The sequence below is a fragment of the Rhodococcus sp. IEGM 1330 genome, from assembly GCF_033142445.1.
Lineage (GTDB): Bacteria > Actinomycetota > Actinomycetes > Mycobacteriales > Mycobacteriaceae > Rhodococcoides.
This window is the reverse complement of sequence record NZ_JAWLSB010000006.1, coordinates 117,676-141,685: the sequence shown is the minus strand read 5'-3', so window position 1 is coordinate 141,685 and position 24,010 is coordinate 117,676. Positions and strand designations below refer to the sequence as shown.

The following is a 24,010-nucleotide window of genomic DNA, read 5'->3' as shown; positions in this document are numbered from 1 at the left end:
AATACGAATCACTACCACCAGGGGACACAGTGAAACTGATCAGAACAGCAACGGTAGCGGTGGCGTTGACCGCTGCGGTGGCCACAGGAGCGGGCCATGCTGTAGCAGACCCATCGTCGGACCCGGTGAACTACGAGACGTCGGTCAACCCCGATGGAACGGTCACCACCATCCTCGATGCCGGACTGTTCCGGGTCGACGCCACGAGCGAGACCGTGTCCGTCATCGACCAGGCCGGTGCCACGCTTGCATCTGTTCCGCTGGAGTACACCATCAACGGCACCGTCTACTCGATCGCGCCGCTGATCGGAGCCGAGGGTCGCGAACTGACGTTGACTCCGCAGACGGTTCCCGTCGCCGAGGTCGCAGGTCCGCGGACCAAGCAGCAGGCATTCGACAACATGGTCAACCAGCTCGCGATCGGCTGGAACAACGGCGGCGGTGTCGGTACGGCGATCGGCGCAGGCCTCGGTTTCGCCATCGGCTGTGTGTCGATCTTCCCGAACTTCATCTCCGGGTGCATCATCGGAACCGTCATCGGTACGGTCGCCGGCGCAGTCATCGGCACAGCCAACGGAAACCCGCAGGCTCAGCCTGCCGTGTTCGAGTACTTCACCACTCCGTAAGGCAGGACGGCCTCGAGCCGACGGATGTCCGAACAGCGGGTGGAGCGCGTGCGCTCTACCCGCTGTTCGCTGTTCGCCCGGTCAGCGCTCGGCGCATCGACACAGCCTTGACCATCGTCTCCTCGAACTCCTCGTCGGGATCCGACAGTGCCACGATCGCGCCACCGACCCCGTACGTCACTTCGTGTTCGGTGGCCACGATCGTGCGAATGACGATCGAGAAGTCCGCGGTGCCGGTGATCGAGAAGTAACCGATGGCACCCGAGTACACCCCCCGCGGTCCGTCTTCGAGCTTGTCGATGATCGCCATCGTGCGGATCTTCGGGGCTCCCGTCATCGATCCACCCGGAAACGCAGCACGGATACAGTCCGCCGCCGACGCGTCGTCGCGCAGGCGACCACGAACGGTCGAGACCAATTGGTGTACGGGAGCATAGGTTTCGACATCGAACAGCTTCGGCACGTGTACCGACCCCGGCACGCAGACCTGGGCGAGGTCGTTGCGCACCAGGTCCACGATCATCAGGTTTTCGGCCTTGTCCTTCTCGTTCGCGACGAGATCGGCCTTGAGTGCGTTGTCTTCCTCCACGGTGGCCCCGCGGGGACGCGTTCCCTTGATCGGCTTGGACTCGACTATGCGGTCGGCGTCGATGCGCAAGAAGCGTTCCGGAGACGCGCTCAACACGGACAGCTCGGGGAACTTCAACAGCGCACTGTACGGAGTGGGGTTGATTTCGCGCATGTACGAGTAGGTGGCGGTTGCATCGATGGAACCGGCTACGGTCGCCGTGTTGGTCAAACACACCTCGTACGTCTCACCGGAACGAATCTCGGCGAGGCACTGGGAAATCAGATCGAGGTAGTGGGCACGGTCGTGGCGTAGTCGGGGCTCGAGCGACCGATCGGCTCCGAGCAGGGGAGTGCCGGACGCAGGCACACCCGGACGGTCGTTCGGGGCAAACTTTCGGGACAGGCCACGCAGCGTGTCGGTGACCGAGTCGAACCACTGCCCCAACACAGGATCCCCGGGGGTGGTGGCCAACCCCATCAGATAGAGGGTGCCTGCCTCGTGGTCGAACACCAGCGCGCGATCTGCGAAGACCATCGACGCGTCGGGAGTCGCAGCGGTGTGAACCAGTTGTCCACCGGTGTCGGCCTTGAGTTCGTAACCCAGGTAGCCCACGTAGCCGAGACCGAAAGCAAACGGTAGGTCGTGCCGAGGGGGAGTGGCCCGCTCTCGCAATCGGTCGTCGACGTAGTCGAAGAATGTCGAGTGGATGCGCTCGGTCGTACCATCGGCACTTTGCACGGTCACCGTGGTCTCGGCAACCGAATAGGTCACGTACTCCGCGTGGGGACCCGAGCAGTCGCCCATGACGGTGAATCTGCAGTCGGGTTCGAGAGCCGCGCTGCCGTCCAGCCAGAAACTCTTCGAGCCGTCCGCGAAAAGAGCTTCGAATACCTGCTCGGAGTCGAAAGCCTCGTCGAGCGAACGTGTTTCGATGGTGAACATCGAATCCTGAGTACGCGCAGCACTCGATGGGCTCGATTGTGCGAGCGTCAGATCGCGGAAATTGGCGAGTAGTTCGCGGCCGTATTCGGTACTGATCGACTCGGGATGGAACTGAACTCCCCACATGGGCTTGCTGCGGTGCCGGACGGCCATGACCAGTCCGTCGGGCGTCCACGCGACTTCCTCGAAGTCGGCAGGGGTGCGTGTCACGACGAGCGAGTGATACCGCACCACCGAGTACGGCGACGGGATCCCGGCGAACAGATCCACACCGGTATGAGTGATGTCGGTGATCCTGCCGTGCATCGGCGCGGGCGCGAGATCGACACTGCCACCGAACAGGTGGCACAGACCCTGATGCCCGAGGCACACTCCGAGTATCGGTAGACCGGACTCGAGTATCACGCGGGCACTGATCCCGAAGTCCTGCTCCAGATCCGGGCGTCCTGGACCGGGCGAGATCACGACATTGTCGTATTCATCGAAATCCAGCGACGTCCACTCGACGTCGTTCTTGACCACCGTCGGCGGCCGACCGTTCACCTCTGCCAGAAGGCTGTACAGGTTATAGGTGAACGAATCGTAATTGTCCACCAGGAGCGTATGGATCGTCATCGGGTGCTTCTACCGTTCACTGTCGAGGCCGGGCCCGGGCGTCGGAGAATCGATGATCGAATCCTCGACGCGACATGCCTCTGCGATCATCGATCTGTACAGATCTTCGAGAAAATCGGGAGACAACCCATTGGCCGACGCGAATTCTCTCGCTCGCTCGGTCACCAGTCCGACACGTCCTGGTTGCATCATCGGAATGGCGTGTTCCCGTTTTACGTGTGCAACACGTACACACACATCGATGCGGTCTCGAATTGCAGCGCGCAGAACTTCGTCGATTCCGTCCAACTCGCGCCTCAACTCCGCAAGCTTCTGCTCGCCGACTGCACGATGACCTTCCGATTCCGCTTCGGAGGCCACCGTACGCACAGCGTCGGTCGAGCGCTGATCAGAATCCTGGCTCACGAGTTAATGCCCCCTGCTTTTTTCGACTCCGGTGCTGCTGTCTATCGGTATTCTTCGACAACTGTTACGGCAACCGTTCACGAATCGTCCACCTGTGTGACAACCGATACTCGATGATGGCACCTCGGACTGTCACACCGCCACTCGATCGTATTGGAATCCTCGTTCAGGCGACAATCAATGCAACAAAGCGCGTGAGAACATCCAATAGGTTCGAATTGCATAAAAAAACTGCACCGCCGGATTGTTTTCAATCAGGCGGTGCAGTGAGCGACGACGGTCATGCGCCGCGGCGCTTCACCTTCAGCAGGTCCAAGCGCTCCTTGAGGAGTTCTTCGAGCTCGTCGACCGAACGACGCTCGAGCAGCATGTCCCAGTGGGTGCGGGGAGGCTTGACCTTCTTGGCCTCCGGCGCAGTGCCCTCGATCAGGGACCCTTCCAAGCCGTTGCGGCATGCCCAGGTTCCGGGAATCTCGGCATCGTCGGCGAACGGTACGTCGAACTCCTCGCCGTTGTCGCACCGGTAGCGCGCAACGCGGCGGGGTGCCAGGTCGTGATCACGGTCGGTCTCGTAGCTGACCGCTCCCAGCCGGCTACCTCGAAGTACACGATCTGCCATGGTGAAGTCCTCTCCATCGATAGTAGGTACGTGCGTCGAAGCCATCCGTCGACATCGAACTACGCCGTCTACCCACTGATCTACAACGTCGCCGCGCGTCGGTTCGTTCCCGGGCCGATGAGTCCGGGTGCGGTACCATCGGCGCAGCTTATCGGGACGATCTTACCTCGCGGCCGCAGTAGGCTGAACGACCATGTCCGTCAGAACCCGCCGCGACCAGACATGCGCCTGGTGCGGGCGCCCGGTCGCCGATACCGGAACCGGCCGTAAGCGGCGGTACTGCCGCCAATCCTGCCGTCAACGCGCCTACGAGCAGCGCAGCGCGACGAAAGGGACGTCGATTCCCGACGACGCCGTCGTGCTGACCGCGGAGGAGGTGTCGGCGGCGGCCGACAGGGCGTTCGAGGTTCGGTGTGCCGCCGAGGACGTCAGTACGGCGGTGACGGAAGGGGCCGACGCCGCGGAACTGCACCAGCTGTGTGTCGAACTGTTGGCCAAAGCGCGCGACGCGGAACGGCTGCGCTGAGCTGGGGTTCCTTTCTCGTTCACCGACTCCATGGACAATGGTCGAGGCCCGCGCGACTGCGCGGGCGGTACGACCTAGTGAGGAGCTCCATGGCGTTCTGGGATCAACTCAAGTCCAAGGCACAGGAATTGAACGGCCAGCTGCAGACCAAGACCAGCCAGTTCAAGAACAAGGAATTCGCCAACGGCAGCATGGCGATGTGTGCCCTGATCGCGGCGGCGGACGGCACCATCGATCCTGCCGAGCGTCAGAAGACGGCATCTCTGATCGCCGGCAACGAGGCCCTGCGAGTGTTCGAGCCCGACGAGCTTCGGCAGAAGTTCGACTGGTACTGCGACAAGCTGCAAGGAGACTTCGATTTCGGGAAGGTCGAGGCGACAGCCACGATCGGCAAGCTCAAGTCGAAGCCCGACCAGGCACGAGCCGTCATCCAGATCGGCATCATCATCGGCGGCGCGGACGGCCATTTCGACGATCACGAGAAGTCTGCAGTGCGTAATGCGTGCTTCGCAGTCGGAATCGATCCGGCCGAGTTCGAGCTCTGAGACCTTCCGCACGGAAGGACCGCGGTAGTCGATCGTGCTCACGGCGATCGACGAAGTCACGTGACGACTTCGTCGATCGCCGTTCTCGTCGGGAGCCGTCCGCTGTGAAATATGCGGAATGCCGGGATACTGGGGGCACTCCGACGGCATGTGCCGATGTCGTCGATCCTTGGAGATCCGGTTGCAGCCCACCAGCAAAGGGACCGTGCATGACAATTGCCGCGATCTACCTCGTCATCGCCTTCGGTTTGGGCGGACTTGCCATGGTGGTACGGCTACCTCCTCTGGTCGGGTTCCTGGCTGCCGGTTTCGTCATCAATGCACTCGACGTCGGTGAGGTGCCCCAGCTCGAGGTCATCGCCGATCTGGGCGTGACGCTGCTGTTGTTCGCCATCGGTCTCAAGCTCGACGTTCGTATTCTTCTGCGCCGGGAAGTGTGGCTGACGACCTCGGTGCATCTGGTGGTCAGCATCGTGGTCGGTACCACCGTTCTGTGGCTCGCCGCCGTCGCCGGATTGTCCATGTTGTCCGGCCAGAGCCTGACAACGATAGCGTTGCTCGCCTTCGCGATGTCGTTCTCGAGCACGGTGTTCGTGGTCAAGGTTCTCGAAGAGCGAGGGGAGTCGCACGCCCTCTACGGGCGCGTGGCGATCGGCGTCCTGGTGATGCAGGACATCGTTGCCGTGGTCTTCCTCACCATTACCAGCGGTTCGCTACCGAGCCCATGGGCGGTGACGCTCGTACTGCTGTGGCCGGTGACGCGGATCCTTCGGAGGATATGGAGCGAACTCGGCCACGGTGAGATGCAGTCACTGTTCGGCATCGTGATGGCGCTGGTCCCGGGTTACGCATTGTTCTCCGCCCTCGGACTCAAGGGGGACCTGGGCGCACTGGTCATCGGCGTGTTGCTGGCATCGCATTCGGCCTCGTCCGAACTGTCACGATCGCTGTTCCACATCAAGGAACTGCTCCTGGTGGGCTTCTTCGTCTCGATCGGTCTGTCCGGGTTGCCGGACTTACCCAGTCTTGGTGTCGCCCTGCTCATGGTGCTTCTGCTGCCTCTCAAATCCGTCCTCTATCTGGCGCTGTTCGCCATGATGAAGTTGCGATATCGGACCGCGCTCCTTGCCGGACTGAGCCTGATGAATTACTCCGAGTTCGGTCTGATCGTCGTGTCGGTAGGCGTGACGACCGGCCTCCTCGCGCCGGCATGGCTGGTCGAGATGTCGATCGCCGTGGCTTTGAGTTTCGTCGTGTCGGCTCTGGTGAACGGCCGTGGGCACCTGATGGTCGAGAAGATCGCGACACGTCTGCCCGAGCAGGACGAGCAGAGCCTGCATCCCGAGGAACGCTCCGGCGATGCCGGCGACGCCGAGGTCGTTGTGATCGGAATGGGTCGTGTCGGGTTCGCGGCCTATCAGCGGCTCACCGATCACTACCATCTCGATGTGGTGGGAGTCGACTACGACGGGCCTCGTATTCGTCGCCTCGCCGATCAAGGACTGCGAGTCGTCGAAGGGGACGCAACCGATCTCGATTTCTGGAACCAACTGCGTCATTCCGAGTCGGTACGCATTGCCGTGCTCGCGATGCCACGTCACGGTGCCAACGTCACAGCACTCGCCTGTCTGCGCGAATCCGGGTTCAGTGGAACAGTCGCAGCCGTGGCTCGCTACGACGACGAGGTGCAGTGGGCCAAGGAGCACGGCGTGGACATCGCGTTCAATGTCTACGCAGGTGCGGGATTGGAGTTGGCGGATCAAGTGGCCACTACGTCCCCCAATCCCGTGGGCGACGAATTCGACCCCGACCTCGGTCCCTCCGAAACCGATAAGTTCCCTCGACCGACAACGGAACCGGTACCTCTCGAGGAGCGTCCGTGACCGACGCGCCTGACCCACCCAACGCCGAGTGGAACGCGCAGGCCAGGGGAGAGACGCCTACTCAGCAACTCGACCGTAACTGGCTCGGTCTACTCCAGGAACTGCGCGTCGAACAGACCGGGGTACAGCTGCTGACGGGATTTCTGCTGACGCTGCCGTTCCAGCAACGTTTCGACGATGTCTCTGCGTTCGGCCGCGGGGTGTATCTGGTCACTGTGAGCGCATCGATCATCGCGACGATACTGCTGATCGCGCCTGTAGGTATGCACCGAATTCTGTTCCGTCACAAAGAAGTCGGTGTACTCGTACGGATCGGCAACCGACTCGCGATCGCCGGCTTGGTCATGCTCGGCATCGCGCTGGTGGGAGTCGTCGCTCTCACGTTCGACTTCGTGGTAGGTCCGCTGGTCGGCATCGTAGCGGCCCTGGTCGCTCTGACCCTTCTCCTCGCGTTGTGGGTAGCACTGCCACGGTGGTACCTGAAATCTCGATGACCTTGCGGTGGTGAGAGATTCGCTCGGGGTGTGCCCTCACGCCGGCCAGCGACTGCGTTTCGCGCGATACATCTCCGAGTCCGCGATGCGCAGTACGTCGTGCGCAGACTCCCACACATCACTGTCCGCGTCGATGTGTACCGCTGCCGACCCGACGCTGACGGTGAGTCCGGACAACATCCGAGCTTGTGTCAGGCTCGCTACGAGCTCCGCCGTCCGGGCAGCGAGATCGGCAGGCCGACCGACGGCGATGCATGCGAACTCGTCACCGCCCAGCCGTGCGACGATCCAGCGGTTGGCGGCCAATGCTCGCAGATGCTGGGCCACATCGACGAGGACGGCATCGCCGGTGTGGTGTCCGTAGTTGTCGTTGACGCGCTTCATCCCGTCGACGTCGGCGGCGACGGCGCACATCACCCTGGGTTCGACATACGACGTCGTCATCGCGGTGGCAGCAACCGCAGCGAACAGCCCGCGACGGTTGTGCAGACCGGTCAGCGGATCGACCAGCGATTCTCGTGCACGAGAACGGAGTTCGCTCACGTACACCACCAAGACCAGTGGAGAGGCGAATATCAACAACATGGTCGAACTGTGTGCGGCGACGACCCAGCCGCTGGCGATGTCGGCCTGGACCGTGCGTACGGCCACGACGGACAGAATGGCCGTAGCGAAAAGCATATGTATGGCGCAGGGGAGTGGCGGCACCGCTATTACGGCCAGCATCGTGATTACAGCGAACAAGACCGTTCCGCCCATTGCCGTCAACGCCGTGTCTTTCATCACCAGGCTGACCGCGATGGATATATCCGAATACACGATGAACGCGCTCAGCAGACGCCGGCCGGGCCATCTGCCGAACACCCAACGCAGCGCGACCGGAAACGCGGTCAGACTGATGGCGACCACCGCATACACTCGCCAACCGCAGTACTCCTCGGACGGTGCGCTGAGCAATCCGATGAGCCCGATCGAGAACGTGCCCAAGCCGACGATCAATCGAATGAGGCGAGTTCGAGTCGCGTCCAGATCCAACAACTCCGACACCGACGTGTCCTCGCGTGGGCGTGACGCATTTCGACCCGAGGCCGAGCTGAACGGACGAACGGCAAACATCGAGTGACCTTCGGCTGGTTTTTGCCCAGAGCAACAATTTCACGGAGCGTAGCAGGAACGGGCAATTCGACTGCTCGATCGGCTGATACCGACCGCAACGACTGTTTGCGACCCAACCGATCATCGGAGGTGTCGCGTTGAAACGAATTAGAGCTCCGTTCCACCACTGCAAATCGTCACTGTGACGTTTCATAGTGATGGAACGGCCACCGAGCAGCGACCCGAAGGATGACCCGGATTCCCTTGGATCCACGAATTGAATCCATGTGCAGCGAGGAGCCCCGTCAGGCAGCCACGGGTGCCCGCCGCGGCGTTCGCGAAGCTGGGCCATCGCCGATACAACAGTCGACCCGGGCTCACCCTGAATGTGTCGGCCCACGCGGACGAGACCGCCGTGCCGACCATCGAAGCAGCTTCCAAGCTGTGATCAGTTTTTGCCGATAATCAACATTATGTCAACTTGTCTCAGCCGGACCGAGTGCAGGCGCTGCTCCACGACTGCCTAGACGGATCGCAGAAAACAGCGAGCAGACTCGAGCCGATCAGCGTCGTAGTCTTCCCACTTCGCGGCAGGCACATCCTGATGCCCAACCTCGACAAAACTGCGCTTGGTGAAGAACTCCGCTGCTTCACTGCTGACGGTGACCGCGAAGAGATTCGCGATACCCCTCGTACGGCAGACCTCCAACAATCCGTCTATCAGCAGGACGCCCGCTCCCAGTCCGGAGAACTCGGCGACTGTGATCAGACCGGATACTTCGCCGAATCCTGTTCCGGCGTAACGGTCCACCTCGAGTCCGACGATACCGGCGAGGTGCCCGGTGCGCAGTACTCGTGCACCGAGCCCTCCGACCGCCATCCTGGCAATCTCGATCCGACTGCGCTGCTTGAGAACCCCTTCTCGCACTCCCTGTGCGACCAACGCCTCTATTGCAGGGAAATCGTCCACCTGCAGGGAGGCCAAGTGAAGGTAGCGCCCTTGGGTGAGGACGGTGCCCCGGCCGTCGAATGTGAACAGCTCGAATTCGAGATCCTCCGCACGGCAAAGGTTTACGCTGTATGCACCGCCGGCAAGTGCCGCCTCGGCCGCGGGCGTGAAATCGTCGAGCCCCCGTTCGGCCAGGTGTGCGACCAGGCGCTCGCGGTGCAGGTCGATGTCGGCGAAGCTACGAGGAGGATCACCCCAACCCCCGCCCGGATCGGTCAGCACCATCTTCGAGGCCCGCACGCTCGCAGACACAGTGCCGGCGGTGCGCGCGACAGCGGCCGCCTCCGCCCCGATCACGACGTATTCCGAGTCCGCAATAGCGAGCCACAGACGGGCAACGGACTCGTCGTTCCAGGCAGTCGCACTCGCCATGGCCACACCACCGACTGCAGCGGTGACTTCCGGAACGTAGTCGGCCGAAACGACGAAAATGAACCGCGTATCGCCAGTGCCGAACTCCCCGACCGTTCGTTCCACTGCTTCCAGCGCTGTGATGCTCAACACGGGAAGGGCAATCACGATCGTGACCCCGCGGAACTCCTCGATGAAGAAATCGCGCTCGGAAACAGGCACCCCGCTGAACGTCAATTCGATCGCTGCCTCGCGCGGGACCGCTGCCCGCGGTCGCAATTTACGTGGGTTGGCGCGCAGATCGTAGTTCGTCATGGTGGGTCCCAGTTTGGACTGTCGGCTCACACCCCGCAACGTCCGAATCAGTGGGTGTAGTCGATATCTCGGAAGAACGTGAATCCGCGACTATTCGAGCGCGAGGACCGAGAACGGCGAATAACATGGGCCCGGTGCCGCTCGTATCCCGAGCGAAACGGATCGGAGGGCCGATGTTCGATCTCCCGGACGATCCGGTGGGTCTTCGATCCTTCCTGGAACGTTCTCCGGACTTCGTTGCGCTGGCCGATTTCACGGGGAAGATTCTGTACATCAATCCGGCGGGTTCGGAACTGATCGGAGTCGAGGACGTGGCCGATATCGGCCAACTGTCGGCCTTGGAACTGCTGACCTCCGACGGAGTCGATCTCACCGACGACATCGCCGCTGGTCTGCTCTCCGAAGGCAAGTGGGAGGGCTACTGCGAGCTGCGCCATCACGTGACCGGTACCGGCATTCCGGTCGTGGTGTCTGCCTATGTGATCAGTCGTGACGACGGTGGCCCCGACGTGGTCGCATCCACCATTCGGCACCGACACACAGTGGAGCAACGCAGCGCCCGGATGGCGGCCGACGCAGTGATCGCCGGTCGTCACGCTCAGGAGCAGAAGGCGCTCGCCGACCTGAGCCGATTCGCCGTCATCGCCGAGCTTCCCAGATTGCTCACTGCAGCAACCGACACCGCCGCCACCCTGATCGGCGTGGGAAACTCAGCCATCGCGCATCTCGAGCACCCGAGCGACCCGTACTTGACCATGGACGCGGCCAGCGGTGTACTCGGCATGCGTCAGGACGTTCCGTCCGGGGACGGTTCGTTGGTGGGATTCGTCCTGACACACTCGGAGCCTGTCGTGTGCAACGACAGTCACGCCGAGAAGCGTTTCCGTACCGACACGATGATCTCGCTCGGCCTTCGCAGCGGCGTCGGAGTTCCCATCTACACCGCCGCCGGAAGAGCATGGGGAGTTCTCTCCATCCACAGCGTCGAGGCCCGTCTCTACCGCGACGAAGAAGTGTCGTTTCTCAGTTCGGTGGCCGGCATAGTTTCCGCGGCGATACGACGCATCGACCTCGAACTTCAGCTGCGACGGCGTAGTACGCACGACGCCCTGACCGGTCTGCCCAACCGCACCCTCGCATACGAGGTCATCGATTCGGCACTGGACCGCGCGAGACAACAGTCCGGCACCGTAGCACTGCTTCTGCTCGACATCGACGACTTCAAGATCATCAACGACAGCCTGGGACACGACGCCGGAGACAGGGCGTTGGTCAAGTTCGTCGAACGGCTCGCCTCGGCAATCCGAGACGCCGACACCATCGCGCGCCTGGGCGGAGACGAATTCTTGATAGTCTGCGAAGGCGTGGACAGCGTTGCTCATGCGGAGGAACTCGCACGACACATCACGAGTTCCATCGCCGTTCCCTTCTCCGCCGAGGACGTGCCCATCCCGTTGAGCGCCAGCATCGGTATTGCGGTGTCCGAAGCGAATTCGACTCGGCACGAGCTGATCCACCGCGCAGACTTGGCCATGTACCGCGCGAAGGACAGTGGGACCGGTGGGCATGCAGTGTTCGATCCCACCGATCTCTACGACGCGGATCGCATCAGGTCACTGTCGATCGATCTGCGAGCGGCGCTGCGCGCCGACGAACTCACACTCGCCTATCAACCGTTGGTGGACATCGCCACACGAGAAATAGTTGCGGTGGAGGCACTCGCCCGCTGGAATCACCGCGAACTCGGGCCCATCGAACCGAGCGAGTTCGTCGGCGTCGCGGAAAGAACCGGTCTTGCAACACCATTGGGCGCGTGGGCGCTGCGTACCGCATGCACGGCCGCCGCACGGTGGCGAACGTTCTCCGACATCGTGGTTCGCGTCAACGTCAGCGCGCTTCAACTTCGCGATCCCGATTTTCCCACCGAGGTCGCTTCCATATTGGCAGAGACGGGACTGCCTGCCTTCGCTCTCGGACTCGAAGTGACCGAAACCGTGTGGGTCGCGGACACCGAACGGGTCGCCGACACCGTCTCTGCCCTGCACGCCATGGGTGTGGCTCTCTTGCTCGACGATATGGGTAAAGGGCACAGCTCCATGTCGTATCTCGACCGCTACCCCATGTTCGAGAGCTTCAAGATCGACAAGTCGTACATAGCCCGGCTGCCTGCCCCTCGGGCCCGCGCGATCGTCTCGGCCATCGTTGCGCTCGCTCGCGCATTCGACGTCACCGTCGTCGGCGAGGGAGTCGAAACCGAGGAGCAACTCGACGCACTGGCCGCCACCGGCTGCGACTTCGCGCAGGGATACCTCTTGGGGCGGCCGGTCGCTGCCGGTGCCATCGCCGATCTGCTTCTCGGCGATCGATGAAGCCCGGGTCGTCCAGACGTTCGTGATACCGTGCCGAACCAGAGCTACTCGCATAGCCACCCCAGCTGCAGCAGGCACCCGCGTCGCCTCCGTCAGCGTTCCACGGGCAAGGTCCTTCACGGATCTGCGATCGACAATGCTGGTTTCTTGTTGCACACCGTGTTCATGACTTCCGACCGGTGCAGCAGTGCGCGGGACTGGTGCACACAGGGATTGGAACTCTCGTGACCAAGAACCATGCCGACAAGCGCGCAGCGCGGACCTATGCGCGAGCACATGCACTCCCCTACCGTCAGGCGCTGGCGTCGGTACGCGCCGCCGGAGCCAATCGAATGTCGTTGTTGCCCTTTGCAGAGCGCCTTCTGATCGAGGCGGTCGAGGGATGCGGAATTCGACACTGGGCACGTGTCGACGAATGGGACGGCGTAGGCCGCGCGGAGATCACCGATCTCGGCGGCGAGCGATTCGTCCTCACTGTCGACACCGTTCTGCTGGTGCTCAGGCAACACCTCGACGAGCATCCGAGCCTAAAGCCCACAGACATCGACAGCTACTTCGCCGACGAGGCAGTGCAACGGATCCTGTTCGGCGGCGTGATCTATCGACTCGAACTCCACCGCGGCAGGGGTCTGGTGGCCTGATCCGATGTCGGATCAGGGTGTGCGCAGCCCGTTTTCGTCGGTGCTGAATGGATTCGGAAAGCGACTGTTCCCTCTTCCCCCTTCAATGTATAGCGCACCCCGGGTCTTGCGGCAAGACCCCGTGCAGGGCTCAGAATTGCTCGCTGCAGCCACGTAGCAATCGATCGGAGTCCTGTGAAACATGTGAACCCGAGTGTTTTCGACCTACCCGACAATCTCGCACGCAAGCGCGACCCAGCATTGATCGGCCAAGATGAGCAACACTTTTCAGCGGTCCACTCGAGTATCGAGAAGTCTCGTTTCGATACTGTGGCGCGGCTCGAGGCCGCGCAGAAGTCGTCGGGCCGAATGGGCCAGGAGGTGATGGAACGGGACTTCGAGATCCATCGCTTGGGCAACCGTCTCCGTTCCCTCCGTCGCTACGGGGTCGATCTGTGCCTGGGCCGCGTCGTGACTACCGACGCGGACGAGCCGGTGTACATCGGACGACTCGGACTGCTGGGAACCGCGGGCGAGCAACTCCTCGTCGACTGGCGCTCCCCCGCGGCCGAACCCTTCTTCGGTGCTACTCACGCCAATCCCATGGGGCTGCGAAGTCGTCGTCGATATCGGTGGACGAACGGCACCATCACCGACTATTGGGACGAGGTGTTCGACCTGACCGGACCGATCACAGACGCTGCGCTGGACGATCAGTCTGCCTTCATCGCCAGTCTGGGTACGGCACGTTCACCGCGAATGCGTGACGTGCTGGGCACCGTTCAAGCAGATCAAGACGCGATCATACGAGCGGACGCCCGCGGCGCGCTGGTCGTCGACGGTGGTCCGGGAACCGGGAAAACCGTGGTCGCCCTGCATCGCACCGCGTATCTGCTGTACACCGAGTCGCGTCTCGGACGCAGCCGCGGCGGCGTGCTGTTCGTCGGCCCGCACCAGCCGTACCTCGCCTACGTTTCCGATGTCCTACCGAGTCTGGGCGAGGACGGTGTGCAGACCTGCACTCTCCGAGATCTCGTCGCCGAAGGAACGAACGTGATCGAGGAGACGGATCCTATTGTGGCGCAACTGAAGGCCACTGCCGGCATGAGCGTCGCGATAGAGGCGGCCGTTGCGTTCTACGAGCAGCCGCCGACTCGGAACATGATCGTGGAAACCGAATGGGCCGATCTGATCCTGACTTCAGCCGATTGGGCCGAGGCGTTCGCGGCTCCCGATCCTGGCACTCCGCACAACGAGGCTCGTGAACACGTCTGGGACCTGCTGCTGACGATTCTGACGGACCGCTACGACGGCGACGAGGCCCTGACCGACATACGAAAGTCACTGCAGAACAACGAGTCCCTACGCGTGGAGCTCGAACGATCCTGGACGATCATCGATGCTGCCGACCTCGTCGCAGACCTGTGGAGTGTGCCGGCGTACCTTCGCTCGTGCGCACCCTGGCTCGGCCCCGAGGACGTCCGCTCGCTCCAACGACCCGATCCGACGCGATGGACAGTGTCCGATCTGCCGCTGCTCGACGCCGCACGGATGCGGCTCGGAGATCCCGAGCATTCGCGCCGCACTCGGCGTCGGAAGGTAGCCGCGGCTGCGGAGCGTGTGCGAATGGACCGCGTCGTCGACGAACTCATGGCCGTCGACGACGACGAGATGATGGCTGCGCAGTTGCGGCAGGACGGAATTCGCGATGCACTCGTCGATTCGGCGGGCTTCGAGGAGATCCCGTCGGATCCCTTGGCGGGGCCGTTCGCACACATCGTCGTGGACGAGGCGCAGGAGTTGACCGACGCGCAGTGGCAGATGGTCCTGCGCCGGTGCCCGTCGGGCAGCATCACCATCGTCGGAGACCGCGCGCAAGCGCGCCTGGGATTCGCAGAGTCTTGGCGAGAACGGCTTGGACGGGTCGGACTCGACCGGGTGAAGATCGCCACTCTCGGCGTCAACTACCGCACCCCGCAGGAAGTGATGGCCGAGGCCGAACCGGTGATCCGCGCGGCGCTGCCGGACGCCAATGTTCCGATCTCCATCCGCAGCACCGGTGTACCCGTCGAATACGGTGACGCGGCAGATCTGTCGTCGATCCTCGATCGCTGGCTGAAGCCGAATGTCGACGGAATCGCCTGCGTCATCGGCAATCCCGCATTTCCGTCGTCGGAGCGTATCCGCTCGCTGACACCACAGTTGACGAAGGGACTCGAATTCGACCTGGTCGTCCTGATCGACCCGGACTCGTTCGGATCGGGAATCGCAGGTGCCGTCGACAGGTACGTGGCGATGACGCGAGCGACCGGACAGCTGGTGGTTCTGACCCCTCAGCGCGAGGCCGCATCGAGGACGTCCAGCACGGCATGAATTGCCGGGCTGGCGTCGGCGCTGCGCCGCCAGGCCGCCTGCACCTCACGAGCGGGAGCGCGCTCGAGCGGAACCGCGACGAGACCGGCAGTGAGCAGCGGACGCGCGAGTCGAGGCACGAGAGCGAGCACATCGTCCGCTTCGACCAGCGCGAGTTGCGTGGAGAAGTCGTCCACGAGATGGCGAACGTCGACCTCGGCGGATGTCTCGGCGAACAGCCGACGAAACCACTGGTGACAGACCGTCCCGGCCGGGCTCGTCACCCACGGGTACCGAGCGAGTTCGGCATGGGTCAACGCGGTCTCGCATCGAGCGAGGGGGTGGGTTCGCTTCATGATCACGTCGCCGAAGTCCGTGTGAATCGGTTGCCGAACGACCGAGGGAGGAGCGGGTGCCGATACTCCGTCTGCGTCGTGCACCAGCGCCAGGTCTGCGGTCCCGGCATACACGGCGTGCAGGGCACGGTCCGGATCCTCCTCGCTGATGTGCACCGTCAGATCGGGACACCGTCGATTCAGCTCGATCAGCGCGGGTGCCAGCAAGCCACGTACCGCGGTCGAGAAGCCGACCAGCCGAACGACCCCACGTGCGACGCCCTCGTCGGCGGATCGAGCCGCCTCGACGCACCGTTCGAGAGCGTCGAACACCTCCCCCGCGGACTCGACAACCGCCCGACCTGCGGGGGTGAGCACGACGCCCCGACCGGCCTGGGCCAGTACCGGGGTACCGATCTGCCGTTCGAGTCGTTTGATCTGCTGGGAGATTGCCGAGGAGGTGTAGCCGAGCTCGTCGGCGGCCCGCGCAAGAGTGCCGAGGGCTGCCACAGCGCGCAGGGCATGCAGGGCACTCACGTCGATCATGAAGCAACAGTACGCAGTAATGAAGAAAATGCATCGCTGGACCTCATGTATCGAGCGGTCCACACTCGAACCATGACCACCACTCCGTCGCCGGCCTCGACGATCTTCGGCGCGAACCTCGTCGCCATGGCGACCCCCATGCACCCCGATGGATCGCTCGACCGAGCGGGCGTCGATGCCCTTCTGACGCACCTGCTGGCGACACGATGCGATGGCGTCGTCATCGCTGGAACGACCGGTGAAGCACCGACCCTGGCGGGCCACGAGATCTCACAGCTGATCGCTCGAGCCCGCAGGCATGGCGATCACGCTCTTCGAGTGATCGCGGGGATAGGCACCAACGACACCGCCACGGGGATCGAGATGGCTCGGTCCGCCGCGGCGGCCGGCGCCGACGCACTGTTGGTCACCGCTCCCTACTATTCGCGCCCCACCCAGGCCGGCATCGCGGAGCACATCGTCGCCATCGCCGAGGCAGGTGGGCTGCCGGTCATGGTGTACGACGTCCCTGCACGCACAGGTGTGTCCGTCGAGGCGTCGACGCTCATGGAGCTCTCGCTCCACCCACTCATCGGTGCCGTCAAGGACGCGAAGGGGGATCTGTACGAGGCCATGACCGTCATGTCTTCGACGGACCTCGCCTACTACTGCGGAACAGACGAACTCGCGCTCCCCTACCTCGCCTCCGGTGCAACAGGATTGGTCAGCGTCACCGGCAACGTGGTGGCAGACCGCTACGCCGAGCTGATCGCGGCAGTCCGCGTGGGCAACCTGGACCTGGCAAATGCAGTACAGCGTTCGCTCCTGCCGTTGACCGATGCCGTCATGCGCACGACGCAGGGAGCCATCATGGCCAAGGCCGCGCTCGTCAGGATCGGCGTCATCTCCGACGCGACCGTGCGACGCCCACTTCTCGAGTCCTCGGCGGCCGACCTGAGCCGACTCGACGCTGCCCTGTCCGCCACCGGAATCGGTCAGGAATCGAGAAGCGAGCACGTTCCGGTACGACTAGCGTGACTGCTCATGGCGACGAAGAAGGTCACGCAGGGCTCGGCACCGCACGCTGCCGACAGTCACGATTTGATTCGTGTGCAGGGGGCGCGGCAGAACAATCTTCAGGACATCGATGTGGAGTTGCCCAAGCGCCGACTGACCGTGTTCACCGGCGTCTCCGGCTCCGGAAAGAGCTCGCTGGTCTTCAGTACGATTGCGGCCGAATCACAGCGCATGATCAACGAGACCTACAGTGCCTTCGTTCAAGGATTCATGCCGACGCTCGGTCGCCCGGATGTCGACGTCATGGACGGACTCACCACAGCGATCATCGTCGATCAACAGCGGATGGGCGCCAATCCCCATTCCACCGTCGGCACTGCAACCGATGCCTACGCCATGCTCCGAATTCTGTTCAGCCGAATCGGAAAGCCGTACATCGGCTCCGCACAGGCTTTTTCGTTCAACGTCGCGTCGGTGTCCGGTGCAGGCGCGTACAAGGTGGACAAGGGCGGCAGGCAGACCACCGAGAAGAAGTCGTTCTCCGTGACCGGTGGCATGTGCCCGCGCTGTGAGGGCCGAGGCTCCGTCAGCGACTTCGATCTCACCGCTCTCTACGATGCGACCAAGTCGCTCAACGAAAGCGCCATCACGATCCCCGGTTACAGCATGGAAGGCTGGTACGGCCGAATATTTCGCGGCTGCGGGTATTTCGACCCGGACAAGCCCATCTCGAAGTACACCAAGAAGGAACTCGACGATCTGCTCTATCGCGAGCCGACGAAGATCAAGGTCGAGGGCATCAATCTGACCTACTCGGGGCTGGTGCCCCAGATCCAGAAGTCGTTCCTGACCAAGGACGTCGACGCCATGCAGCCCCACATCCGCGCTTTCGTCGAACGCGCGATCACCTTCACCACCTGCCCGGACTGCCACGGAACCAGGCTCAACGAAGGTGCTCGGTCGTCGAAGATCAAGGGCGTCAACATCGCCGACGCATGTTCGATGCAGATCAGCGACCTGGCGAAGTGGGTGGGCGGCCTGAAGGAACCGTCTGTCGCGCCGCTGCTGACCACGCTCGGCGAGACCCTCGACTCGTTCGTCGAGATCGGGCTCGGCTACTTGAGCCTGGATCGCCCGTCGGGAACGTTGTCCGGTGGAGAGGCCCAGCGCACCAAAATGATTCGTCACCTCGGATCGTCGTTGACCGATGTGACGTACGTCTTCGACGAGCCGACCACCGGTCTGCATCCCCACGACATCGAGCGAATGAACAACTTGCTGCTTCAGCTGCGGGACAAGGGAAACACCGTTCTGGTGGTGGAGCACAAGCCCGAGACGATCTGCATCGCAGACCACGTCGTCGATCTGGGTCCCGGTGCGGGAAGCGCAGGCGGGCACGTCTGTTTCGAGGGCACCGTCGACGAATTGCGCCAGAGCGACACCGTCACCGGTCGGCATTTCGACGATCGGGCATCACTGAAGGACTCGGTGCGCGAGTTCTCCGAAGTGCTCGAAATTCGCGGCGCGGACTCCCACAATCTGCGCGACGTGGACGTGGACGTTCCACTCGGTGTGCTGGTGGTCGTCACCGGCGTCGCAGGCTCGGGCAAGAGTTCACTCATTCACGGATCGGTCTCGGGGACAGACGATGTGGTGTCGGTCGATCAGGGGGCGATCCGAGGGTCGCGGCGAAGCAACCCCGCGACGTACACCGGCTTGCTCGAACCGATCCGCAAGGCGTTCGCCAAGGAGAACGCCGTCAAACCCGCACTGTTCAGCTCGAACTCCGAAGGCGCGTGCCCGACGTGCAACGGCGCGGGCGTCATCTACAGCGACCTCGCGATGATGGCCGGGGTCGCCACGGTGTGCGAAGAGTGCGAGGGCAAGCGATTCCAAGCGTCGGTACTCGAGTACCACTTCGGCGGTCGCAACATCGACGAGGTGTTGTCCATGTCGGTCGCCGAGGCCGAGGAGTTCTTCTCCGACGGCGTCGCGAAACTGCTCCCGGCACAGAAGATTCTGCAGCGATTGAACGACGTCGGGTTGGGATACCTGAAGATCGGCCAGCCGTTGACCACACTGTCGGGTGGAGAACGCCAACGCCTCAAACTGGCAACGCACATGGCCGACAAGGGCGGGATCTACGTGCTCGACGAACCCACCACCGGACTGCATCTCGCCGATGTGGACAAGCTTCTCGGGCTGCTCGACCGGCTGGTCGACTCGGGCAAGTCGGTGATCGTCATCGAGCATCATCAAGCCGTCATGGCACACGCCGACTGGATCATCGATCTCGGACCGGGTGCCGGGCACGACGGCGGCCTCGTCGTGTTCGAGGGAACACCGTCCGATCTGGTCGCGGACGGTTCGACTCTGACCGGCCGGCACCTGGCTGCGTACGTCGGGAGCTGACGCACAACGAACACGAGAAGAAGGGAGATACCGTGACCACCCTGCCTCACCGGCCCGCAACCGCACTGGTGATCATCGACGTGCAGAACGACGTGATGGTCGGCGTCCACGAGCGGCAGCGCGTCGTCGACAACATCGTCACGCTGGTGTCCCGCGCACAGCACACCAGCACTCCGGTGATCTGGGTACAGCACTCGTCCGAGAGGGATCTGGAATTCGGAACGGTGGGTTGGGAACTCCTCGACGAGTTGCCCGTGGATCCAGGCGATCCGATTGTCCACAAGAAGCACGGCGATGCCTTCGAGGACACACGTCTCGAAGCCGACCTCGCCGCCTCCGGCGTGGGGCACGTCGTCATCGCCGGCGCACACACGGATTTCTGCATCAGGTCCACATTGCACGGAGCCCTGGTGCGCGGATACGACGTGACGCTGGTGAGCGATGCGCACACCGCCGAGGATCTGACCGAGTGGGGCGCGCCGCCACCTGCGCAGGTCATCGCGCACACCAACATGTACTGGGACAACCAGACCGCTCCCGGCCGGACTGCCGAGGCCGTCGTCACCGAGAACGTCACCTTCACCTGACCGATACCCTGAACCCTCCATGGTGACCTTGCTGCTCGCGCTCGTCGGATTCGCACTGCTCGATTCGCTCGACGTGTTGCTGATCGGCGTGACCGCTGCCATCGCAGTGCACTCGAGAACCAGCCGCCGGTCTCCTTTCCGAGCCGGGCTGGCCTTCGTCGGCGGTGTGTTCACGGCGACGACCACGTTCGGCATCCTCACCGTTCTCGGCATCGACTTCTTCACCGATCTGTTCGACATCACCATCACGCCCACGGTCCGGTATCGCACGGAGCTCGTGGTCGGGCTGGTCCTGATCACTCTCGGCGCTCTGCGCACCACCGAACGCCGCCCACCCGCGTGGGCAGCCCGAGCCGGCTCGAGCATTCCCGTCGTCGCCCTGACCGGACTGACGATCGGTCTGGTGCAGGGCCCGACGGCAGTGCCGTATCTCGCCGGGCTGACGATGCTCTCGACCTACGATCCCCGCCCACCGTGGTGGCCGGCCATCGTCGTCGCCTACTGCCTCATCGGGCTGCTACCGCCCATCCTCGTTCTGATTCTCGCGTCGAGGAAGAGTCGACGTTCCAGGCGGGCGTTCACCGCGACCGTCCGGGCCCTGACGCGCTACGGCCCGCCGACGGTGCGCGTCATCTTCGTCGTGCTCGGTGTCGCACTCGTCGCCGACGCTCTGATTCATGCCCGAGACCTCGTGTAGGTCATCGCCGTAAGCTTCTGCGCATGGCACTCGATCACGGCGACCCCGGTGACGCCCCGTCCGTTCCCCCTCCCCTGGCGCCGGTCGTCGACGACCGTCGTCCCTCCGCGGCCGAGGAAGCGCGCACGATCGCTGCGTCCACCAACACCGCAACTCTTGCGAGCCTGACCGCGGACGGCGATCCGTGGGCTTCGTTCGTCACGTACGGATTGCTCGCCGGCGCTCCGGTTCTGTGTGTCTCGCGGATGGCCGAGCACGGACGCAACCTCGCAGACGATCAACGGATGAGCCTGTCGATCGTGGCACCGCAATCGCAGACCGATCCACTGGCATCGGGCCGTATCACGCTGGCAGGCGTGGTCGAGCGGCCCGAGGGGGACGAGTTGGCCGCAGCACGCGCTGCGCATCTCGACGGCGTACCGGCGGCGAAGTACTACCTGGACTACAGCGACTTCACACTCTGGATCATGCGCGTGCATCGAGTCCGGTGGGTCGGTGGATACGGCCGGATGGATTCGGCAACTGCCGAAGCGTATTCCCAGGCCGCACCCGATCCGGTGTCGCCGACCTCGGCGTACGCGATCGAGCACCTCAACGCCGACCACTCGACGTCGCTGACTGCGATGGCCCGCGAACTGGGCGGCTTTCCCGATGCCACGTCCGCAGAGTGCACGGCCGCGGACCGCTATGGACTGGATCTCGAGGTGCTCACTCCGCGCGGAATCGCGTACACCCGGGTCGGTTATGCGACTCCGATCGACTCGGCTACCGAACTGCGGGCCGCGACCGTCGAACTGGCGAAGCGCGCAGCAGCCGGCCGATAGGTGTGGGCTGCCATCACAGACACGACGACCTTGTCGAGACGTCGCGATGGATGGCGACTACCGTTGACCTCACACCGCAATCGTTAGGGAGCAGGCAATGAGCATCCAACCGCTCGAATCGAAGCGTCACCGCGTCGTCGTCATCGGTTCCGGGTTCGGAGGTCTGTTCGGCGTCAAGGCGCTCAAGAAAGCCGACGTCGACATCACCCTCGTCGCCAAGACGACACACCACCTTTTCCAGCCTCTCCTCTATCAGGTCGCGACAGGCATTCTGTCCGTCGGCGAGATCGCTCCCACCACCCGCGTCATTCTGCGCAAGCAGAAGAACGCGGAGGTGCTGCTCGGAGACGTGCTGAACATCGATCTCGAGGCCAAGACGGTGACGTCCAAGCTCCTCGAACGCATCACCGTCACTCCGTTCGACAGCCTGATCGTCGCGGCAGGCGCACAGCAGTCCTACTTCGGCAACGATCACTTCGCCGAGTTCGCGCCCGGCATGAAGACCATCGACGATGCACTCGAACTGCGCGGACGCATCCTCGGTGCGTTCGAGCAGGCCGAACTCTCCGACGATCAAGAGGAGAAGGACCGCCTCATGACCTTCGTGGTCGTCGGCGCGGGTCCCACCGGCGTCGAGCTCGCCGGGCAGATCGCGGAGCTCGCCGATCGCACGCTGGACGGTGCCTTCCGCAACATCGATCCGCGTGACGCCCGCGTCATCCTGCTCGATGCCGCGCCCGCCGTACTGCCGCCGATGGGCGAGAAGCTCGGCCGCAAGGCTGCCGAACGGCTCGAGAAGCTCGGCGTCGAAATCCAGCTCAAGGCGATGGTCACCGACGTCGACAACGACGGCCTGACCGTCAAGGAGAAGGACGGCACTACGCGGCGCATCGAGGCGCAGTGCAAGGTCTGGTCCGCAGGCGTGCAGGGCAGCCCCCTCGGCAAGCAGCTCGCCGATCAGTCCGGATCGGAGACCGATCGCGCCGGACGCGTGCTGGTGGAACCGGACCTCACCGTCAAGGGCCACCCGAACGTGTTCGTCGTCGGCGACCTGATGTCGGTCAAGGACGTACCCGGCATGGCGCAGGGTGCCATTCAGGGCGCGACCTACGCTGCCAAACTCATCAAGGCGTCGATCAAGGGCCAGGACGATCCCGCCCAGCGTGCCCCGTTCAAATACTTCGACAAGGGCTCGATGGCAACGGTGTCGCGATTCAACGCGGTTGCCAAGGTCGGCAAACTCGAATTCGGCGGATTCATCGCCTGGCTCATGTGGCTCGCTCTGCACCTGTATTACCTCGTGGGCTACCGCAGCCGTATCACGACCGTCATCTCGTGGTTCGTGACGTTCCTCGGCAAGGGCCGGGCGCAGATGGCGTCGACCGAACAGCAGGTGTTCGCGCGACTTGCCATTGAGCAACTCAACTCCCTCGAACGCGCGGGTGCCGTCGAGGCGGCCGCGGCCGCCTCGGAGCAGGAACGCGAGAAGGCAGCGGGCTGATCGGTCCCGAACCGAGGTTTCACCACCAAAACCAGCTCTGACACAACGCATCGGCCGACGGAATACCGTCGGCCGATGCGTTGTTCGTTGCGCAGAGTGCCGGTCTCACACATCCAGTGCGGCGTGCTGAAGGCGACGCCCCACCGAGGTACTCAGCGAACCGCCTCCAGCCAGCGCCAGCCGGACGGTCCCGTCGGCCAGATCGACCTCGGACGCCCGGGTATCGGGATATCGCAGCGTGCTGGACATCGACAGCGGTGCCGACAACGCGTCGTGCGCAACCGTTCCCGCGCCCAGTTCCACTCGATGGCGTAGCAACGGTGTGCCTCCGACATCGCATCGCATCGCACTGCTCCACTGTCCCGACGCTTCCTCGAAGCGGCCGATCTGGGTACGCTCACGCAGCCATAGGGTCGAATCCTGTTCCAGCACAACGGTATTGACCACCGAATGCGAGGCGTCGGAGACAACGACCATCGGCTCCGGATCGAAGACCAGCGACGCGCCTGCACCGACCTCGAAGTGCCACTGCGCGGACGAGTGACGGTGCAGCCCACCGGGCATCGCCAACGAGGCCGCGACACTGCGCACCTCCAGGTGCGCGCCGGCCGCCACCGATATCCTGACCACGATGGTGTCACCGCCGAGAGGAGTTGCCGCCGTACCGATCAGGTGAACCGTGTCCGGTCCCGTCTGGCGGCCGGCAAGTCCGCCCACCGAGGTGATGCGTGGGCTCCGGCTGCGGCTCGCGTCGATGCAGAGCTCGGTGTGCATC

General features: G+C 63.4%; 21 protein-coding genes. 14 read left to right on the top strand and 7 right to left on the bottom strand.

Annotated elements, in window-relative coordinates:
• Positions 1-29 precede the first annotated feature (29 nt).
• The gene (locus R4P57_RS15805) at positions 30-626 is read left to right on the top strand and encodes a hypothetical protein (RefSeq protein WP_317803770.1); all 597 of its coding nucleotides are present in this window, start codon (positions 30-32) and stop codon (positions 624-626) included.
• A gap of 55 nt (positions 627-681) precedes the next feature.
• Here the strand turns inward: R4P57_RS15805 and pabB are convergent, their stop codons facing one another.
• From pabB to R4P57_RS15790, 3 genes are all read right to left on the bottom strand, one after another.
• Positions 682-2,754, bottom strand: a complete 2,073-nt coding sequence (gene pabB / locus R4P57_RS15800; protein ID WP_317803769.1) for an aminodeoxychorismate synthase component I — start codon at positions 2,752-2,754, stop codon at positions 682-684.
• 9 nt (positions 2,755-2,763) lie between these two features.
• Entirely contained in the window at positions 2,764-3,159 is a 396-nt protein-coding gene (locus R4P57_RS15795) for a chorismate mutase family protein (RefSeq protein WP_317803768.1), read from the bottom strand.
• A gap of 280 nt (positions 3,160-3,439) precedes the next feature.
• Positions 3,440-3,778, bottom strand: a complete 339-nt coding sequence (locus R4P57_RS15790; RefSeq protein ID WP_027497120.1) for an RNA polymerase-binding protein RbpA — start codon at positions 3,776-3,778, stop codon at positions 3,440-3,442.
• 193 nt (positions 3,779-3,971) lie between these two features.
• Here R4P57_RS15790 and R4P57_RS15785 point away from each other — a divergent pair, with 193 nt between their 5' ends.
• The 4 genes from R4P57_RS15785 to R4P57_RS15770 all read left to right on the top strand — a co-directional run bounded on the left by R4P57_RS15785 (position 3,972) and on the right by R4P57_RS15770 (position 7,226).
• Positions 3,972-4,304: a hypothetical protein gene (locus R4P57_RS15785; RefSeq protein ID WP_317803767.1), complete on the top strand. Its 333-nt coding sequence runs from the start codon at positions 3,972-3,974 to the stop codon at positions 4,302-4,304.
• A gap of 89 nt (positions 4,305-4,393) precedes the next feature.
• Positions 4,394-4,849: a tellurite resistance TerB family protein gene (locus R4P57_RS15780; protein WP_317803766.1), complete on the top strand. Its 456-nt coding sequence runs from the start codon at positions 4,394-4,396 to the stop codon at positions 4,847-4,849.
• 209 nt (positions 4,850-5,058) lie between these two features.
• A complete protein-coding gene (locus R4P57_RS15775; RefSeq protein ID WP_317803765.1) occupies positions 5,059-6,732 on the top strand; it encodes a cation:proton antiporter family protein in 1,674 nt (557 codons plus the stop codon).
• On the top strand, positions 6,729-7,226 hold the full coding sequence (locus R4P57_RS15770; protein ID WP_317803764.1) for a DUF6328 family protein: 498 nt from the start codon (positions 6,729-6,731) through the stop codon (positions 7,224-7,226). The genes R4P57_RS15775 and R4P57_RS15770 overlap by 4 nt, the downstream gene beginning before the upstream one ends.
• A 36-nt stretch (positions 7,227-7,262) precedes the next feature.
• On the opposite strand, the gene R4P57_RS15765 is transcribed toward R4P57_RS15770, so the two are convergent.
• Both R4P57_RS15765 and R4P57_RS15760 read right to left on the bottom strand, forming a co-directional pair.
• Positions 7,263-8,342, bottom strand: coding sequence for a GGDEF domain-containing protein (locus tag R4P57_RS15765; protein WP_317803763.1), 1,080 nt, complete (start codon positions 8,340-8,342; stop codon positions 7,263-7,265).
• Positions 8,343-8,844: 502 nt separating this feature from the next.
• Positions 8,845-9,996 carry a GNAT family N-acetyltransferase gene (locus tag R4P57_RS15760; protein WP_317803762.1) on the bottom strand — a complete coding sequence of 384 codons (1,152 nt, stop codon included), beginning with the start codon at positions 9,994-9,996 and terminating at the stop codon, positions 8,845-8,847.
• A gap of 173 nt (positions 9,997-10,169) precedes the next feature.
• Between R4P57_RS15760 and R4P57_RS15755 the strand changes: the two genes are divergently transcribed.
• The 3 genes from R4P57_RS15755 (at position 10,170) to helR (ending at position 15,358) form a co-directional block, all read left to right on the top strand.
• Positions 10,170-12,365, top strand: a complete 2,196-nt coding sequence (locus R4P57_RS15755; RefSeq protein WP_317803761.1) for an EAL domain-containing protein — start codon at positions 10,170-10,172, stop codon at positions 12,363-12,365.
• 224 nt (positions 12,366-12,589) lie between these two features.
• Complete coding sequence (locus R4P57_RS15750) at positions 12,590-13,006, top strand: hypothetical protein (RefSeq protein ID WP_317803760.1); 417 nt, start codon at positions 12,590-12,592, stop codon at positions 13,004-13,006.
• 174 nt (positions 13,007-13,180) lie between these two features.
• Positions 13,181-15,358 carry an RNA polymerase recycling motor ATPase HelR gene (helR, locus tag R4P57_RS15745; RefSeq protein ID WP_317803759.1) on the top strand — a complete coding sequence of 726 codons (2,178 nt, stop codon included), beginning with the start codon at positions 13,181-13,183 and terminating at the stop codon, positions 15,356-15,358.
• Here the strand turns inward: helR and R4P57_RS15740 are convergent.
• Entirely contained in the window at positions 15,319-16,218 is a 900-nt protein-coding gene (locus R4P57_RS15740) for a LysR family transcriptional regulator (protein ID WP_317803758.1), read from the bottom strand. The two genes, helR and R4P57_RS15740, sit on opposite strands and share 40 nt — an antisense overlap.
• Positions 16,219-16,290: 72 nt before the next feature.
• Here R4P57_RS15740 and dapA point away from each other — a divergent pair, with 72 nt between their 5' ends.
• The 6 genes from dapA to R4P57_RS15710 all read left to right on the top strand — a co-directional run bounded on the left by dapA (position 16,291) and on the right by R4P57_RS15710 (position 23,235).
• Positions 16,291-17,235 (top strand): 4-hydroxy-tetrahydrodipicolinate synthase, encoded by a 945-nt coding sequence (gene dapA, locus R4P57_RS15735; RefSeq protein WP_317803757.1) that lies wholly within the window; start codon positions 16,291-16,293, stop codon positions 17,233-17,235.
• A 6-nt stretch (positions 17,236-17,241) separates the two neighbouring features.
• Entirely contained in the window at positions 17,242-19,626 is a 2,385-nt protein-coding gene (locus R4P57_RS15730) for an excinuclease ABC subunit UvrA (protein WP_317803756.1), read from the top strand.
• A gap of 32 nt (positions 19,627-19,658) precedes the next feature.
• Positions 19,659-20,213, top strand: coding sequence for an isochorismatase family protein (locus R4P57_RS15725; protein ID WP_317803755.1), 555 nt, complete (start codon positions 19,659-19,661; stop codon positions 20,211-20,213).
• A gap of 19 nt (positions 20,214-20,232) precedes the next feature.
• Positions 20,233-20,910 carry a GAP family protein gene (locus R4P57_RS15720; protein WP_317803754.1) on the top strand — a complete coding sequence of 226 codons (678 nt, stop codon included), beginning with the start codon at positions 20,233-20,235 and terminating at the stop codon, positions 20,908-20,910.
• A 23-nt stretch (positions 20,911-20,933) separates the two neighbouring features.
• A complete protein-coding gene (locus R4P57_RS15715) occupies positions 20,934-21,734 on the top strand; it encodes a HugZ family protein (protein ID WP_317803753.1) in 801 nt (266 codons plus the stop codon).
• Between the two features lie 97 nt (positions 21,735-21,831).
• A complete protein-coding gene (locus R4P57_RS15710) occupies positions 21,832-23,235 on the top strand; it encodes an NAD(P)/FAD-dependent oxidoreductase (protein ID WP_317803752.1) in 1,404 nt (467 codons plus the stop codon).
• 105 nt (positions 23,236-23,340) lie between these two features.
• Here the strand turns inward: R4P57_RS15710 and R4P57_RS15705 are convergent, their stop codons facing one another.
• Positions 23,341-24,009 (bottom strand): urease accessory protein UreD, encoded by a 669-nt coding sequence (locus R4P57_RS15705; protein WP_317803751.1) that lies wholly within the window; start codon positions 24,007-24,009, stop codon positions 23,341-23,343.
• Position 24,010: the final 1 nt, after the last annotated feature.